General features: G+C 36.4%; 15 protein-coding genes. 12 read left to right on the top strand and 3 right to left on the bottom strand.

Translation table 11 applies throughout. The features are described from left to right. Nucleotides 1–499 precede the first annotated feature (499 nt). Complete coding sequence (locus AC6F34_RS02120; RefSeq protein WP_500768497.1) at nt 500–703, top strand: DUF6501 family protein; 204 nt, start codon at nt 500–502, stop codon at nt 701–703. Between the two features lie 107 nt (nt 704–810). On the opposite strand, the gene AC6F34_RS02115 is transcribed toward AC6F34_RS02120, so the two are convergent. After that, complete coding sequence (locus AC6F34_RS02115; RefSeq protein ID WP_500768495.1) at nt 811–1,323, bottom strand: YhcN/YlaJ family sporulation lipoprotein; 513 nt, start codon at nt 1,321–1,323, stop codon at nt 811–813. 173 nt (nt 1,324–1,496) lie between these two features. Between AC6F34_RS02115 and AC6F34_RS02110 the strand changes: the two genes are divergently transcribed. After that, a complete protein-coding gene (locus AC6F34_RS02110; RefSeq protein ID WP_500768493.1) occupies nt 1,497–2,405 on the top strand; it encodes a lysylphosphatidylglycerol synthase domain-containing protein in 909 nt (302 codons plus the stop codon). 118 nt (nt 2,406–2,523) lie between these two features. After that, nucleotides 2,524–3,450, top strand: coding sequence for a heme o synthase (gene cyoE, locus AC6F34_RS02105; RefSeq protein ID WP_500768491.1), 927 nt, complete (start codon nt 2,524–2,526; stop codon nt 3,448–3,450). A 61-nt stretch (nt 3,451–3,511) separates the two neighbouring features. On the opposite strand, the gene AC6F34_RS02100 is transcribed toward cyoE, so the two are convergent. Continuing rightward, nucleotides 3,512–4,090, bottom strand: a complete 579-nt coding sequence (locus tag AC6F34_RS02100) for a biotin transporter BioY (protein ID WP_500768489.1) — start codon at nt 4,088–4,090, stop codon at nt 3,512–3,514. Between the two features lie 212 nt (nt 4,091–4,302). Between AC6F34_RS02100 and AC6F34_RS02095 the strand changes: the two genes are divergently transcribed. The 5 genes from AC6F34_RS02095 to safA all read left to right on the top strand — a co-directional run bounded on the left by AC6F34_RS02095 (nt 4,303) and on the right by safA (nt 9,330). Continuing rightward, complete coding sequence (locus AC6F34_RS02095; protein WP_500768487.1) at nt 4,303–4,845, top strand: cysteine hydrolase family protein; 543 nt, start codon at nt 4,303–4,305, stop codon at nt 4,843–4,845. A gap of 29 nt (nt 4,846–4,874) precedes the next feature. Continuing rightward, entirely contained in the window at nt 4,875–6,344 is a 1,470-nt protein-coding gene (locus AC6F34_RS02090; protein WP_500768485.1) for a nicotinate phosphoribosyltransferase, read from the top strand. A 15-nt stretch (nt 6,345–6,359) separates the two neighbouring features. Then, nucleotides 6,360–7,172, top strand: coding sequence for an NAD(+) synthase (nadE, locus tag AC6F34_RS02085; protein WP_500768483.1), 813 nt, complete (start codon nt 6,360–6,362; stop codon nt 7,170–7,172). A gap of 577 nt (nt 7,173–7,749) precedes the next feature. Then, nucleotides 7,750–8,223 (top strand): GNAT family N-acetyltransferase, encoded by a 474-nt coding sequence (locus AC6F34_RS02080; RefSeq protein WP_500768481.1) that lies wholly within the window; start codon nt 7,750–7,752, stop codon nt 8,221–8,223. A gap of 486 nt (nt 8,224–8,709) precedes the next feature. After that, nucleotides 8,710–9,330, top strand: coding sequence for a SafA/ExsA family spore coat assembly protein (gene safA, locus AC6F34_RS02075; protein WP_500768479.1), 621 nt, complete (start codon nt 8,710–8,712; stop codon nt 9,328–9,330). A gap of 404 nt (nt 9,331–9,734) precedes the next feature. Here the strand turns inward: safA and AC6F34_RS02070 are convergent, their stop codons facing one another. Next, nucleotides 9,735–10,190, bottom strand: a complete 456-nt coding sequence (locus tag AC6F34_RS02070) for a cupredoxin domain-containing protein (protein ID WP_500768477.1) — start codon at nt 10,188–10,190, stop codon at nt 9,735–9,737. A 128-nt stretch (nt 10,191–10,318) separates the two neighbouring features. On the opposite strand from AC6F34_RS02070, the gene AC6F34_RS02065 reads away from it, so the two are divergent. From AC6F34_RS02065 to AC6F34_RS02050, 4 genes are all read left to right on the top strand, one after another. After that, nucleotides 10,319–11,755 (top strand): helix-turn-helix domain-containing protein, encoded by a 1,437-nt coding sequence (locus AC6F34_RS02065; RefSeq protein ID WP_500768475.1) that lies wholly within the window; start codon nt 10,319–10,321, stop codon nt 11,753–11,755. A 277-nt stretch (nt 11,756–12,032) separates the two neighbouring features. Next, nucleotides 12,033–13,697 carry a urocanate hydratase gene (hutU, locus tag AC6F34_RS02060; protein ID WP_500768473.1) on the top strand — a complete coding sequence of 555 codons (1,665 nt, stop codon included), beginning with the start codon at nt 12,033–12,035 and terminating at the stop codon, nt 13,695–13,697. 13 nt (nt 13,698–13,710) lie between these two features. Further along, nucleotides 13,711–14,991 (top strand): imidazolonepropionase, encoded by a 1,281-nt coding sequence (gene hutI, locus AC6F34_RS02055; RefSeq protein WP_500768471.1) that lies wholly within the window; start codon nt 13,711–13,713, stop codon nt 14,989–14,991. Next, on the top strand, nt 14,976–15,974 hold the full coding sequence (locus AC6F34_RS02050) for an agmatinase family protein (RefSeq protein ID WP_500768469.1): 999 nt from the start codon (nt 14,976–14,978) through the stop codon (nt 15,972–15,974). Before hutI ends, AC6F34_RS02050 begins: the two co-directional genes overlap by 16 nt. The last annotated feature ends 241 nt before the right edge of the window (nt 15,975–16,215 follow it).

Raw genomic sequence — 16,215 nt, 5'->3', positions numbered from 1 at the left:
TGCATGGATGATGAACGCTTTCGCTTGGCTGGTGTTGAGCGATACTTTAAGGAAATCTCCTTTATTGGAATGCTAGAAGGTTACACTTTAAATTATACATTCCATGCTCCTGATGAGGAAAGAGCGGACAATCTTGAATGTGGTGGCTCAATAAAAGGGGGTGTTTATAATATTCCATTTGCTGTTCTGGAGTATCTACTGGACAGGGAAGGTTATATTAACAGACATGATCGACCAACTTTTAGAACTGCCGACTTCAACAGGAGAGAGTATGCTTGTTCTAACTTTTCACATTTACGAAAAAGAAGCATTAAATTGCTCCACCTAAGTATTATGCTACTGAAATCCTGCGGGGACACGAAAACATTTAGATGCTAAATATGTTAGGGAACTCACATTGCATATTAGAAAATTAAATAATCAATAATACAGTCTTGCAGAAGTGGGGTAAACTTCTTTATACTAAAATAAGCATCGTGAATTGAAGGAGTGTTCTAAAATGAATCATTTATCATGGAATGATAAAGACTCGATAAAAAAGGTGAAATGTATACATACAAATGCAGCGAAATATATCGTTAATCGTGCTTTAACAGAAGGAAAAGAATATGATGTAAAAAATGAAACTGAAGAATTTTACTTCATTGTAGATAACTCTGGAAAAGTTAGTGGCTTTTATAAAGACTATTTCGAAGAAGCTTAACAATTAATATTGTTATTGTATTGTTATTATAAGGCCGACAAAGATTTCGTTTTCATAACGAGTTCTTTGTCGGCTATCTCTGTGTTTAGAATGATTACAAATCGACTTTAATGGCGATTAGGAAAAACTCGTTGAACCATCTCTGTAAATTCATCAAAAAAGCCACTGACAGGCTTTCCATCACGAATATCTGAGGCGTAGGTGTCCATACGATCATAAAAATCAGGATTAACAGACACATAAACTTGATCAATTCTTTGATCAACCGATTTTACTTGATCGGCGATTTTTTCTTCCAATCTATTCGTCAAAGAATGAGATCCATTATTTTCTAAAGTAGCCGCAACATATGCGCTTTCACCAGTAATGATTACATTGGCATGGTCAATCTCATCCATTTTTATGATTTGTTCTGCAGCTAAATCCGCAACCTCCATTCTAGATTCGTTTTCATTTGCTGGATCATTGATTCGAGTTGGATTTAATAGACGACTCTGATCTTGTACTCTTACTGTGTCAACTTGGTTCTGATTATCGTTCGGCAGACCGTAGTCATTATTTGCATTACAACCTGTCATCGCTAGTGCTGCGAAACTAAGAATTAATATTTTTTTAATCATCTTTATGGCCCTCCAAATCATGTTTAAATTGCATTACAGTGTTAGCTTTTGTGCAAAGGCAATAATTATTCTTTAGAATCTGGAGATTTTTAAAGATAAATTATCGTATTGTCCTATTTAGATGAATATAGTGGGTAATAAATAGGATGTTTTTTAGAAATTAGGTGAAATGATTGAAGTTTAAACCATTAATGAATGTCTTCAAAGTAATCTTCCCTTTGTTTATTATCTTTGTTGTTTGTTATGAAGCAAAGGAGATCTTTGTCGATTTTAATTGGAAGTTGCTTGCCATGTATGTGGACATGCTTTCAATCGGACAAGTGCTACTTATTATTATTTTGGGAATCATAGCGATCTATCCAATGTATTACTACGATGTGATATTACTAAAGCTATTTAATATCCATATACCAAAGAAAAAGCTGTTCATGTACTCATTATCCGCAAATGCATTTTCGAATTTAGTTGGATTTGGAGGTGTTGCAGGTGCTACATTGCGGTCATATTATTATCGTGACTATGTGAATGACTCTAAGCCATTTTTTAAAATTATTGTGAAGTTGTCTTTGTTTTACTTAAGCGGTTTATCGATACTCGCATTATGCGTTTTATTTACTGATTTTTCACTATTTGATGAGTTGAAAATTGTAAAAATCGCGGTAATTGCCATTTCAACATATACTCCAATCTTACTTGTGACCTTTTTTATTCGACAAGAATCTTGGAATTTTCATGTGTTTAAAAAGGGCTTTATATTTGAGCTTATGCTTATTTCTTTATTTGAATGGATCTTTGTCGTACTTTGTATATGGGGGATTACAAATATATTAGGTGTCACGATCTCAATCTTGTCAATTTTACCAATTGTCGTGCTTGCATCATGTGCAGGAATTATTAGTATGATACCTGGTGGAATTGGTTCATTTGATCTAGTCTTTTTATTAGGTATGGAAGCGAAGGGCATTCCGACTGAATTAACCTTACTGATTCTAATGCTGTACCGATTGAGTTATTATATTCTTCCAGTACTTGTGAGCTCACCATTTGTTCTATATAAGCTATGGATCAAAAGAAAACGGTGAGGTTCATAGAATCTTTTGTTTGGGGTTACAGTGTGTGTGTGTTACACTATTGTAATGTAATGATAACATCACAATAATGTTAAAAACTTATTTTAATGCAAAGGATTATAGTAGAATCATGAAAAAACATAATCGGAATGAAACGGTTCAAGCTCGACGCTTTTTCGATCCAAAACTATTATCTGCGACCGTAAAATCTGGAATTATTAAGTCAAATTTAATTCCGATGTTCGCAGGGATTACTTTAGCTCTTTATACGTATGAAGAATCATTTATTGCATTATTTCCGCAAATACTCTCAAGTCTTATCGGTGCAGCACTGATTATTGGGGCGGCTGGAGCCTTTAACAATTTGTATGATCGTGATATTGATTCCATTATGGAAAGAACGAAGTCCAGACCTACGGTAACGGGAGAGATTGCTCCGAAATCTGTCATGGCATTGGCTATCACGATGACGGTTTTAGGGTCAGTCTTATTGTATCTTGCCTCTTTTCTAGCGGCCGTTTTAGGACTATTAGGGCTGTTTTTATATACAGTGCCTTATACGATTTGGACGAAAAGAACGACCATTTATAATACTGAGGTTGGAAGCATTTCAGGTGCGATGCCACCATTAATTGGCTGGGCAACAATCTCTAATGACATTTTTCACCCTGCATCACTCGGTCTTTTTATCATCACAGTTATTTGGCAAATGCCACATTTCTATGCTATTGCAATTCGTAAACATGATGATTATAAAGCAGCGAATGTGCCTATGCTACCGGTTGTAAAAGGGATTCGGAGAACGTATTTACAAACGAATATCTATTTAATTATCTTAATTGCTTCTAGTTTATTGTTTTGGAAATTAAGCAGTGGTTTAATGCTAGTTGCGCTAATTTTGAATTGTGGTTGGCTAGTATTAAGCATTTACGGTTATCATAAAATGGATTCAGAGAAATGGGCAAAGTCATTATTTCTCTATTCACTTTTTCATATGACAGCATTATTCTCTACAGTGATCATCTATTCATTAGTAGGAATCTTTTTCCTACAATAAATAAACATATAAATAGTAAAAAACGTGCGAACATTTCGTTGCACGTTTTTACGTATGTTTTCTATGCAGTTTTTTGTGGATAAAGCTTATTCGTATACAAGAGTTTTGCAGATATTAATCGATGACGAACAATTAATCCAATCCATGCAGCTAAGAAAGATTTAATAATTCCTACGATAATAAATGGAGTGAATCCAGCAGCTACGGCTTGTACCCATGTCAAACCAGTTCCAAATTTTAACCAAACTGTTCCGAATATTAACGTGATGAATGTACCAATTAAATTGGCTATTAATGCGTGTGGCAATGTAAACTTTGTTTTCTCTAAATAATATCCCATTATAAAAGCAGCTGGGATGAACCCAACAAGGAATCCTCCTGTCGGGCCAACAAGTTTACTTAATCCTCCCGACATTTCTGCAAACACGGGTACACCAGCACTCCCAATAGCTAAGTATACAAGAACAGAGATTGTTCCATACTTACTTCCGAGAATGGTTGCTGCTAGTCCAATAGCCAAAGTTTGTCCAGTTATTGGTACTAATGGCAATGGAATAACGATTTGAGCCATAATTGCGATGATGGCAGCAAACAAAGATGTGACAATCATTGAACGAAGCTTTACTTGATGTACATTCATAATTGACCTCCCAAAGAGTTAACTTTTTTTGTATGTGTAATTTTTATTTTAAAATTACATCCGTTTTAAGTCAACTTATTTTTAATTTAAGTTTACATAAATGGTCAGTTTGTATGAAACGAGTAGAAAGGATTACAATATGTAATAAAAAACATTACAAATCGTTCATGTTTTTGTAAAATAGATAGAGATATACCTAGGAGGGGAATCTTATGAAAAAGGCTTTAATTAATATTGACTATACGAATGATTTTGTTGTTGGAGCTTTGCCATGTGGGGAACCCGGTATTGCAATAGAACAAAAAATCAGTGAGATTACAAAGCAGTTTATTGTAAATGGCGACTTTACTGTATTTGCGATTGATTTACACCATAAAGATGATCCGTATCATCCTGAAACAGTTTTATATCCACCACATAATATTGCTGGTACAGAGGGCCGGAACTTATACGGTACATTACAAACCGTTTTTGAAGAGTATAATGGAGAAGAAAATGTTTTCTGGATGGATAAAACAAGGTATAGTGCTTTTTGTGGAACTGATTTAGAATTGAAATTAAAAGCAAGAGGAATTGAAGAAATACATCTTGTCGGAGTTTGTACAGATATTTGTGTGTTACACACGGCAGTTGATGCTTACAATAAAGGGTTTAAAATTGTTGTTTATAAAGATGCAACAGCTAGCTTTAATCAAGTGGGACATGATTGGGCATTAGAACATTTCAAAGGTTCAATGAACGCAAAGGTTATATAAGTGGTTGTGCAGGTTGAGGAGGACAAGTTGTGGAAGGGCAATATAAGGATAATAGCTTAAGCCTACATACAGATTTATATCAAATTAACATGGTTGAAACATATTGGAGAGACGGAGTTCATAATCGAAGAGCTGTCTTTGACCTTTATTTTCGTAAACAACCATTTGGAAATGGGTATGGAGTTTTTGCAGGTTTAGAGCGTATGATCCACTACTTACAAAATTTTCGTTTTACTGAAGATGATTTAAATTATTTAAGAAATGAGCTTCACTATAAAGATGACTTCCTAGCGTATTTAAAAGATCTAAAATTTACAGGGTCTTTCCGTTCAATGGAAGAGGGGGAGATTGTTTTCGGCAATGAACCAATTGTTCGTGTTGAAGCACCTTTAGCTGAGGCACAATTGGTTGAAACAGCATTGCTTAACATTGTGAATTATCAAACATTAATTGCAACGAAAGCTGCTCGTATAAAAGAAGTGCTAGGTAATGAAGTAGCAATGGAGTTTGGTTCTAGAAGAGCTCAAGAAATGGATGCTGCTGTTTGGGGAGCGCGTGCATCTTTTATTGGTGGTTTCGAAGCTACTTCGAATGTACGTGCAGGGAAAATCTTTGGTATTCCGGTAGCAGGTACACATGCTCACTCGCTTGTTCAAGCTTATGGCGATGAATATACAGCTTTTCATAAGTATGCCCAAGCGCATAAGGAATGCGTGTTTCTTGTCGATACGTATGATACGCTTCGTTCTGGTGTGCCAACTGCGATTAAAGTAGCTCAGGAACTCGGGGATCGAATCCACTTTAAAGGAATTCGATTAGATAGTGGAGACCTTGCATATTTATCAAAAGAAGCGAGAAGAATGCTTGATGAAGCTGGGTTCCATGATACGAAAATCGTTGCATCGAACGACTTGGACGAGTACACAATTATGAATTTAAAGGCACAAGGTGCAAGAATTGATATTTGGGGCATCGGAACGAAAATTATAACTGCTTATGACCAACCAGCATTAGGGGCAGTCTATAAATTAGTAAGTATTGAAAACGAAGCTGGTGTGATGGAAGACACGATTAAAATTAGTGGAAATCCTGAGAAAGTAACAACACCTGGAATAAAAAAGGTTTATCGGATTATTAACAAGGAAAATAGAAAATCAGAGGGCGATTATATTGCTCTTCAAGAAGAAGATCCACAAAATGAAAGTCGCTTAAAGATGTTTCATCCTGTCCACACGTATATTAGTAAGTTTGTGACGAATTTTGAAGCGAAAGATTTGCACAAAGATATTTATAGGGATGGCCAGCTTGTATATGACGTTCCATCTCTAAAGGATATGCAAAAGTATACAAAGGAAAACCTTGAGCTGCTTTGGGGTGAGTATCGCCGTTCGTTAAATCCAGAAGAGTACCCGATTGATTTGAGTCCTAAATGCTGGAAAAACAAAATGCGTTTATTAGAATCCATTAAGAAGAATGTAAAAGGCAAGATGCATTCATAAAAGGGAGGTTCATCCATGCAAAAAGAAATTATGGAGGCTTTACACGTAAACCCAAGCATCCAACCAAAGGAAGAAATTAAAAAAAGGGTAGAATTTTTAAAAGACTATTGTAAAACAACGAAAGCTAAGGGCTTTGTATTAGGCATTAGTGGTGGTCAAGATTCATCTCTAGCTGGTCGTCTAGCTCAGCTCGCTGTTGAGGAACTGCGTAAGGAAGGCGAGGATGTAAAGTTTATTGCAGTTCGACTTCCGTATGGTACACAACATGATGAGGACGACGCACAAAAAGCTCTACAATTTATTCAACCGGATGAATCGATTACGTATAATATTAAGCCACCTGTAGACGAGGCTTCAAATGTATATAATGAGATGCTTAATCATGTATTGCCTGATTACCATAAAGGAAATGTGAAAGCACGTATGCGAATGATTGCACAGTATGCAATTGGTGGACATCTCGGACTGCTTGTCATTGGAACGGACCACGCTGCCGAAGCAGTCACAGGTTTCTTTACAAAGTATGGTGATGGTGGTGCAGACGTTCTTCCACTTAGCGGCTTAACAAAACGTCAAGGAAAGCTATTATTGAAAGAGCTTGGTGCAGAAGAAAGCATTTATTTGAAAGTGCCGACAGCTGATTTATTAGATGAAATACCTGGACAGGCGGATGAAACAGAGCTAGGGATCACTTATGATGAACTTGATGATTACTTAGAGGGAAAAGAAGTCAGTGAAGAAGTTGCAAAAAAAGTTGAAGGCCGTTATAGAGTAACAGAACACAAGCGTCAAGTACCAGCTACGCTGTTCGACACTTGGTGGAAATAAGGTCAAAAACGGATGTGCTATTTTGGCACATCTCAGACTGTTGACAAACGCTTGCATACGTCGTTGTTTGTCTCGTTCGTCCCCTCATGAACCAAATGTTCTATTCGGGTCTTCACTTGACTGCATGCCTAGTCTGACAAGCGTTTTCAAGATAGTCTGTGAGTTTCATCTATTATTAATAAGACCTAAAAAAAATGTGGATAAAGTCAGGAATTGACTTTGTCTACAATCTCGGATGTGCTATTTTGGCACATCTGTTTTTTTTGAAAAGACCTTTACAGAAGTTTCTTGGGAGATTTATTTACGATTAGGAAATGTATTTTACTTTGCATCCACTGAAACCGTTCTATTGCTTTAGGCATGTCAAAACGGACTCGTTCTAAAGGAATACATGGCAAAGCCTCTCACGTTCCGAGTTGGCACATGAGCTTATTCTTTTTGAACCAGTCCATTTACATATGTAAGTTCTTATCATTGTTTTAAAGTTTAGTATCTATTATTGATGATAAACTTTGAAATCGTTTATAATCAAAAAAAGTCAAAATTTAAACTGTGTATTTATAAAGGGGCATGGGGAATGATTCAATCAATAATGGAAAATAACAGAGATAGGGTTACGGAATTTTTTATAAAGCAATGGGGAAGCCCAGATATGGTCATATCAACTGGTGTTTATCAATGCAATCAGTTAGAAGGTTATCTCTACATAAATGACAATAATCAAATTACAGGTTTAATTACTTATGTGATTAGAGGAAATGAATGTGAAATTATCTCTCTTGATAGTATTGAAGAGAGTAAGGGTATAGGGTCTTGTCTAGTAAAAGAAGTTGAAAAATTATCAATGGAGAAGAGTTGTTTAGCAATCACATTAATTACAACCAATGATAATTTAAATGCATTGAGATTTTATCAAAAAAGGGGCTATAGAATATCTAAAGTCATTCCAAATGCTGTAGGAGAGGCAAGGAAGATAAAGCCATCTATCCCGACTATGGGAGACTTCCAAATACCATTGTTAGATGAATTGAAATTAGTTAAAACATTATAACTCACAAGTGTTCAGAGCTGATATAGAGTTCATTGCTTATTGAAGTAGGAAAATCGAGCTTAGTCTATAGCCTGACTATTAATAGTCGGGCTTTATTCAAGCATTCGTATGACTTTTATGATGCATCTTTACCAATATTTTTAGATAAAATTAATCAAGCTGAACGTTCATTCTGGTAACGATTTTCCATTTTCATGATGGGTTAGACAATCCAGATTTTACGTTTGTTTTTCGCTTCGTGTATTGGACTTCAAAAATGAATACTTCTATTTAATGTTAAATACTTAGTCTATATTACAATCAGGTAACATATTTCATAAACGAGCCAATTTTTTCATCTATTAGCAACTCTTTTTCATCTGTTTTAAAAAGAGGAGTATGTAAGAGTTACTTCGGATGTGAGCAAATATATTACAATAAAGTAACAAGTTATACAACCAGTTATTACCTGTTTAAGGCTTGTATTTCATTTGCTTTAATAAGACTATGAAAAAATTAATCTTACCTTTTATGTTGTCTGTCGCAATAGTCCTTGGTCTTCAAGTCACTCAAGCGGAAGCATCGTCTGTACATACAGTTAAATCTGGTGATACGATGTGGAAGATTGCTGTGCAATATCAAGTTGGTGTTCAAGAAATTATTAATGCCAATGCTAGTATTTCGAATCCAAACTTGATCTATCCAGGTCAAACGATTCAAATCCCAGCTTTAGCTGCTCAAACGTTAAATGTTGAACAGCAAGTAGTAGAATTAGTGAATAAAGAAAGAGCAAAGTATGGTTTGAATCCACTTCGTTCGAATTGGGAGCTTGCTAGAGTTGCAAGGTTCAAGTCACAGGATATGATCGATCGTCGTTATTTTGATCATAATTCACCTGTTTACGGTACCCCATTCAAGATGATGCAAGATTTCGGAATTAAATACCGTACAGCTGGTGAAAACATTGCAGCTGGTCAAACAACAGCACAAGCGGTTGTGACAGCGTGGATGAATAGTGAAGGACACCGCAAAAATATATTGTCTTCAAGCTTTACAGAAATCGGTGTAGGATATGTAAAGGGAGGATCATACGGCCATTATTGGACGCAAATGTTTATTTCTAGATAATGGTTAGGGGAATTTATTTAAAAATATAAAGCTATGAAAGAACATAAAATAAAGTTCATTTCATAGCTTTATTTATTAGTTTGGATATAAATATCCCTTAGTTTTATATGTCATTTCGATCAATTGTATTCTAGATCACATTATCTACTTAAAAGTTCAACCTATTATACCGTATAAAATAACGCTGATGATTAGTTCTATAAGGTAGAACTAATTGATGATAGCAATTCATTATCCTATAGGGTAAGCAGGGGACTTGAGTCTCTGTAATTGAATGTTATTAATATGTGAAGAAACTCAAGCCACGCCCTCGGAAAGCATTCGCTTAGAGTGAAAATCACATCCTAAGCAAAAAAGAAGTCTGATTCAAAAGTATTAGCTTGTCTTCTATCTATTGAGCACATTTAATTCACATGGATATATGCAATCATTTTCCCGTGGTGGTCATGGTGGGTATGTGTTTCACAAATTAATTTATAGGTGCCTTTTTTATTAAACTGCACTGGTATTGTTACTTCTTCTCCTTTTTTGACAACGCCATTAATGTCAGTGCCCTCAATATGAAATGGGTGTTCATCTCCGTTTACTCCTAAGATCTTCAAGTTGATTTTTTCTCCTTTTTGTACGTTGATAGAACCTGGATCCCAGCGATACACTTCAATTTTTTCTCCATTAGGTAGGGTTGAGGTGAATTCACCCGTTACCATATGGATATCTCGAGTAGAGTCTGTTTCAGAATGATTAAATGCAGTTATATCCTGGCTATTGCTGCCAATGAACCAAACCGATGCAGTGACAACAAGTACAATCGCAAGTAAGAACATGATGATTGTGTTTTTTTTCAATACAAAAAAAGTCATTTCCTTTCTCCTTTCAAAACAGATTGTCCATATATACATATGCATAATGGTAGTAGGAACTTGTCTATTTCTTTTAATTTGTTTTCATTATTTTAAATATTCGTTCATAATGGAGGGGAGGTGGTTGAATGTTTCATATTCTCATAGCAAATCGAGACCGAGAAGATGGAGATGGATTAAGATGGCTTCTATCAACTAGCTTGCTGAATAACGAGGTACATTTCTATAGTAAGAAAGAAGATGTTCTGTTAGCGTTAGAGCAAGTTCCGTTTCAGCTTTTAATCATTGATTTAGAAATGGTAGATGAAGAATTCTTCCATCAACTAAAGAAAGCAAAAATGATCTCAGAACCGTTTATCATTGGCCTTACCATAGAACAAACATTTGAAAAAGCATACGAAGCGATTCAATTAGGAGTCGAAAATCTATTTATTAAACCGATTGTTCCTGAATCGATTTTAAAGGAAGTAAGAAAACTAGAAAGACAACTGCATGCAAAGATGCAATTTGAAAGAAAGAACAAATTTTTAAGCAGTCATAATGAAATGAATACTGTAATAGAAAATGGTCCATTTATTGCGTTTGCATTAAGGATCGAAAAGGGAGCGAAGGATCGGCTAAATGCCTTTGTTGAAAACTATCAATTTAAAGGAATCGTATATTTCTATGATACGCCTGATTGTATGATCGGAGTCAGTAATGATATTCAAGTCAATTGGAAAAATGAATGCGATTCTTTCATACGTACGTGGCAAGAATCAACTTTCACTTCAATCGCGATTTCATTAATACAATATGATACAGTGCAGTCCATTTATAGTCTCCATCAGTCGTTGACAAACTTATTAAAACAAACTTTCTATAGTGGATTTAACATCGTCATTCAATCTGCTGAATTTACAGCATCATCAAACTATGATCCTTTATTGACATCTGAGGAGCAGGTTATTTGGGTCCGGTTCTTACGCGAGCAGAATCGAAAGGATATCAAACAGTGGATGCATGCAAATTTCTTAATCGATGGAAAGCGATACCCAGACCCTGGATTAGTTCGTATAAAATTAACAAGTATATTGGCTCAAATCCGTAGGCATATGCAAACGTTTAATCTAGAAGAAAATGAAAACGAGTATCATGCTTTATTCGATAAAATCCTATATGGACGAGTGATCTACACAATAATTGATGACATGATTTTGTTTGTAGATGGGCTCTTTGATACAATCAATCATCGAAAAAAGCTAAATGTAGTGAAGGAAGCACTATGGTATATCGAAAATCACTACAAAGACCCTAATCTATCCATTGAGCAAATCGCACGAAAAGTAGGAAAGAATCCAAACTATTTAAGCACCATTATGGTCAAGCATAATGGAAAGGCGTTTCGAGAGATTGTTAATCAAAAACGAATTGACTTAGCAAAGCAATTGTTGCTACAGTCAAATATGAATATAAAGGAAATAGCTCATACATGCGGCTTTCATAATCAACAATCATTTACGAGAGTATTTAAAAAACAAGTAAAAGTTGCACCTAAACTTTATCGAAAGCTTACGCAAACATAAAACACTTCTGTTTAGCCAGGAAGTGTTTTTTTATTGAATTAAAAACCAATTTTTTACTATATCTGTTGATCTCTTGTTCGTGCATGAATGTAAATGATGGCTCAAAAAATCCAATTTATTAATAAAAAATCTAACTAATTAATAAATTTCATTACAGATAGCATTGCATATGAAATAAAAATCGAAGAATTAGATAAAGGATAGAGTTAAATGATAAATTTGTACTGAATATTCAGAATTTATAATAAAGGAAAAAAGATAGAGGAGTTGTTGTTTGATGGGTCAGCATGTCGGGCAAAGAATTGTAAGATATCGAGGATCTGAGTTAAACACAAAAGGTTGGGTGCAGGAAGCGGCACTAAGAATGCTTATGAACAACTTGGATGAAGAGGTAGCAGAGAGTCAAGAAAATCTCGTTGTGTATGGTGGAATAGGAAAAGCTGCTCGTAATTGGGAGAGCTTTGACGCGATTGTTTCATCATTAAAGGATTTACAAAATGATGAAACGCTTCTTGTTCAATCAGGAAAGCCTGTTGCTGTTTTTCGTTCTCATGAAGACGCTCCAAGAGTGTTGTTAGCAAATTCAAACCTCGTACCTGCATGGGCAAACTGGGACACTTTTCATGAATTAGATCAGAAAGGGCTTATGATGTACGGACAAATGACAGCAGGAAGCTGGATTTATATAGGTAGTCAAGGAATCGTACAAGGTACTTATGAAACATTTGCAGAGCTTGCAAGACAGCATTTCTCTGGATCATTGAAGCAAACGATTACACTTACAGCAGGTCTAGGAGGAATGGGTGGTGCTCAGCCACTAGCAGTAACAATGGCAGGTGGAGTCTGTATTGCAATTGATGTTGATGAAAAGAAGATTGATCGAAGACTTGAAACAAAATACTTAGATACAAAAGTTTATTCAATGGAAGAGGCAATTCAGCTAGCACAGGATGCGAAAGCGGCTGGCCAACCTTTATCAATCGGATTATTAGGAAACGCAGCTGAAATGCTTCCGAGAATGATAAAACATGGTTTTATTCCTGATGTATTAACTGATCAAACTTCAGCACATGACCCTCTAAATGGTTATATTCCAGTTGGTTATACAATAGAGGAAGCAGCGCTCATGCGTGATCAACATCCTATCGAATATACGAAAAAAGCGAAACAAAGCATGGCACTTCATGTAAGATCGATGATTGAAATGCAAGAAAAAGGTGCAATCACATTTGATTACGGCAACAACATTCGCCAAGTAGCGAAGGATGAAGGGGTTGAGAATGCTTTTGCATTTCCTGGCTTTGTCCCTGCGTATATTCGTCCATTGTTTTGCGAAGGCAAAGGACCGTTTCGTTGGGTAGCATTATCAGGAGACCCAGAGGATATCTACAAAACAGATGAAGTCATTTTAAAAGAGTTTAGTGACAATGAGCATTTATGTAGGTGGATTCGTATGGCACGAGAAAAAATTCAATTTCAAGGTCTTCCATCAAGAATCTGTTGGCTCGGGTATGGAGAAAGGGCTAAATTCGGGAAAATCATTAATGACCTTGTCGCGAGTGGAGAGTTAAAAGCCCCGATTGTCATCGGGAGAGATCATCTTGACTCTGGTTCGGTTGCTTCGCCAAACAGGGAAACAGAAGGAATGAAAGATGGAAGTGATGCTGTCGCCGATTGGCCGATTTTAAATGCGTTAATTAATGCAGTCGGAGGAGCAAGCTGGGTGTCGGTCCATCACGGTGGTGGAGTTGGTATGGGTTATTCTTTGCACGCAGGAATGGTTATTGTTGCAGATGGAACGAAAGAAGCAGAAAAACGATTGGAAAGAGTTTTGACGACCGATCCAGGCATGGGCATTGTACGCCATGTTGATGCAGGATATGATGAAGCAATTGATGCAGCAAGAAAGCATCAATTGACGATTCCCATGATGAAACAATAAAGGAGAGCTGAAAATGGGATATGTATGGATTAAAAACGCAAGTGAGCTGATCACATTAAGTGGCTCGAGTCATCAGCCACTACGTAAAGAAGAAATGAATGAATTGAATATCATTAAAGATGGTTCTCTTCTTATAGATGGAGAGACGATCATCGCAGTAGGGAACACGAATGATATAGAGAAACAATATTCAAATGAAATCGAAGCTGCTAAAGTCATTGATGCTGCAGGAAAAGTGGTAATGCCAGGTTTAGTTGACCCTCATACACATCTAGTTCATGCCGGCAGTAGAGAAAATGAGTTTTCCATGCGTTTAAACGGTGCTACGTATATGGATATTCTGAATAGCGGTGGAGGCATTCACGCAACAACAACAAAAACACGAGAGGCATCTTTTGAACAGCTCGTTAGTGAAAGTAACGAAAGATTAAATAAGTTTTTGTTACATGGAATAACGACCGTTGAAGCGAAAAGTGGATATGGTTTAGATTGGGAGACAGAGGAAAAGCAGTTAAAAGTAGCTAAGGCTTTGAATGATCTACATCCAATTGATGTCGTTTCTACTTTTATGGGAGCACATGCCATTCCTGCTCAATATAAAGAAAATGCAGATGCTTTTATCGATTTAATTATTAATGAAATGCTTCCAAAAGTTGCAAGTGAACAGCTTGCTGAATTTAACGATGTTTTTTGTGAAAAAGGAGTATTTACTCCTGAGCAATCTCGAAAATTATTAGAAGCTGGAAAGAAGTACGGGTTAATTCCTAAGATCCATGCGGATGAAATAGAGCCATATGAAGGGGCGGAGCTAGCGGCTGAGATAGGAGCGATTTCAGCGGATCACCTGCTGAGAGTGTCTGATAATGGAATTGAAAAAATGGCTGAAAAAGGAGTCATTGCAGTTCTGCTTCCAGGTACTGCATTTTTCCTAATGGCAGAGGCAGCAAATGGACGGAAAATGATTGATTCTGGAGTTGCAGTCGCGATATCAACGGATTGCAATCCTGGTTCCTCGCCAACATGCTCACTGCCATTTATGATGAATTTAGCATGCATGCATATGGGATTAACGCCAGAAGAAGCAATTGTTGCAGCTACAATCAATGCAGCTCATGCAATCAACCGCGGCAACAAGGTGGGCAGTTTAGAGGTAGGCAAAAATGCCGATGTGCTATTACTTAACATTCCAAACTACGAACAAATGCAATATTATTACGGCATGAACCATACCCATACGGTTTTGAAAGCAGGCAAAGTGGTGGTAGAAGGTGGCAGGCTATGCATGACAATATAATCGTACCGCCACCCTTTCTATGGCCAAAAATTGATCAGAAGTTGGAGGATCTATTTGTTCATCAATGGATCTCTTCACTACAAAAAAGGGAAGATTGGAAGGAACATACGAATTGTGATGTTGCGATTCTAGGAGTTCCTCTTTCTAGATCATCTATAAGTGCCTCTGGTGCATCTGAGTTTCCAGAGAGCTTTAGACAATCATGGAGAAAATTTTCAACGTATAACGTAGATGAAGAGGTGGATTTGAGACAACTTCATGTTGTGGATGTTGGAGATGTCTCCATGCATGTGACTGATATCTCAAGATGCCACAAGAACATTACGGAGGCAATGAAACTGCTTCTACAGGCATTTCCTAAAAGTATGCCAATTTCGATTGGAGGGGACCACTCGGTTACTGCTATGTTAGTTAAAGGCATAAAAGAAGTGTACCCAGATAAAAAAATTGGCATTCTCCAATTTGATACACATTTAGATGTGCGTGATCTAAAGGGGAATGGACCATCAAATGGTACCCCAATTCGAAATTTAATTGAAAACAATGTAATAAAGGGTGAATATGTTTACAACATTGGCCTTCATGGATATTACAATACACCTTCCCTTGTCCGCTATGCAAAAGAGCAGAATATCCATGTCATCACATTAAAACAGGCGAGAGAGCAAACGATCAAGGAAACTGTAAGGAGCTGCATCACCGAACTTGAGAAAGAAGTGGACTTTATTTATGTAACAGTTGATATGGATGTAGTAGATATCGCATATGCCCCAGGTGTTCCTGCCTCAACTCCCGGGGGAATGCGTACCGATGAGTTATTTGATGCTGTTTATACAGCAGGTTTGTCTAACAAGGTGGGTGCAATGGACATTGTCTGTTTAGATCCATTAAGAGATGAGCAAGCATTACCAACTGTAAAAACAGGAACATACACTTTTCTCACCTTTTTAACTGCATATTTGAAAAGGAAGACTCAGGCGTAAATCCCCTGAGTCTCTTTATTTGCCGGATTTCCTTTTATTTTATTGAAAAATACATAAACTGCTCATACATCCTTTAATAATCAAGTAGCTACTTTTTGTTAAACAAAGAATATTAGGCACAAAGTTATGGGTATTTTTTCTTATTTTTAGAAAAAACAGGATGGTTTTTTTCATTTTTATAACAATTTATTTTCATTTCAAAATATATTGAGTTGCTTTGGTATAATTCTTTATGGAAATG

It is taken from the genome of Niallia sp. CD-39 (assembly GCF_059874745.1).
The sequence above is the reverse complement of the archived record's forward strand: the minus strand, read 5'-3'. Positions and strand labels throughout refer to the sequence as shown.

Excerpts from the sequence above, each read along its gene's own strand:
- AC6F34_RS02050 (WP_500768469.1), top strand. The coding sequence starts at position 14,976 with ATGCATGACAATATAATCGTACCGCCACCCTTTCTATGGCCAAAAATT.
- AC6F34_RS02065 (WP_500768475.1), top strand. The coding sequence starts at position 10,319 with ATGTTTCATATTCTCATAGCAAATCGAGACCGAGAAGATGGAGATGGA.
- AC6F34_RS02120 (WP_500768497.1), top strand. The coding sequence starts at position 500 with ATGAATCATTTATCATGGAATGATAAAGACTCGATAAAAAAGGTGAAA.
- AC6F34_RS02095 (WP_500768487.1), top strand. The coding sequence starts at position 4,303 with ATGAAAAAGGCTTTAATTAATATTGACTATACGAATGATTTTGTTGTT.
- hutI (WP_500768471.1), top strand. The coding sequence starts at position 13,711 with ATGGGATATGTATGGATTAAAAACGCAAGTGAGCTGATCACATTAAGT.
- safA (WP_500768479.1), top strand. The coding sequence starts at position 8,710 with ATGAAAAAATTAATCTTACCTTTTATGTTGTCTGTCGCAATAGTCCTT.
- AC6F34_RS02070 (WP_500768477.1), bottom strand. The coding sequence starts at position 10,190 with ATGACTTTTTTTGTATTGAAAAAAAACACAATCATCATGTTCTTACTT.
- cyoE (WP_500768491.1), top strand. The coding sequence starts at position 2,524 with ATGAAAAAACATAATCGGAATGAAACGGTTCAAGCTCGACGCTTTTTC.
- AC6F34_RS02100 (WP_500768489.1), bottom strand. The coding sequence starts at position 4,090 with ATGAATGTACATCAAGTAAAGCTTCGTTCAATGATTGTCACATCTTTG.
- AC6F34_RS02115 (WP_500768495.1), bottom strand. The coding sequence starts at position 1,323 with ATGATTAAAAAAATATTAATTCTTAGTTTCGCAGCACTAGCGATGACA.
- nadE (WP_500768483.1), top strand. The coding sequence starts at position 6,360 with ATGCAAAAAGAAATTATGGAGGCTTTACACGTAAACCCAAGCATCCAA.
- AC6F34_RS02080 (WP_500768481.1), top strand. The coding sequence starts at position 7,750 with ATGATTCAATCAATAATGGAAAATAACAGAGATAGGGTTACGGAATTT.
- hutU (WP_500768473.1), top strand. The coding sequence starts at position 12,033 with ATGGGTCAGCATGTCGGGCAAAGAATTGTAAGATATCGAGGATCTGAG.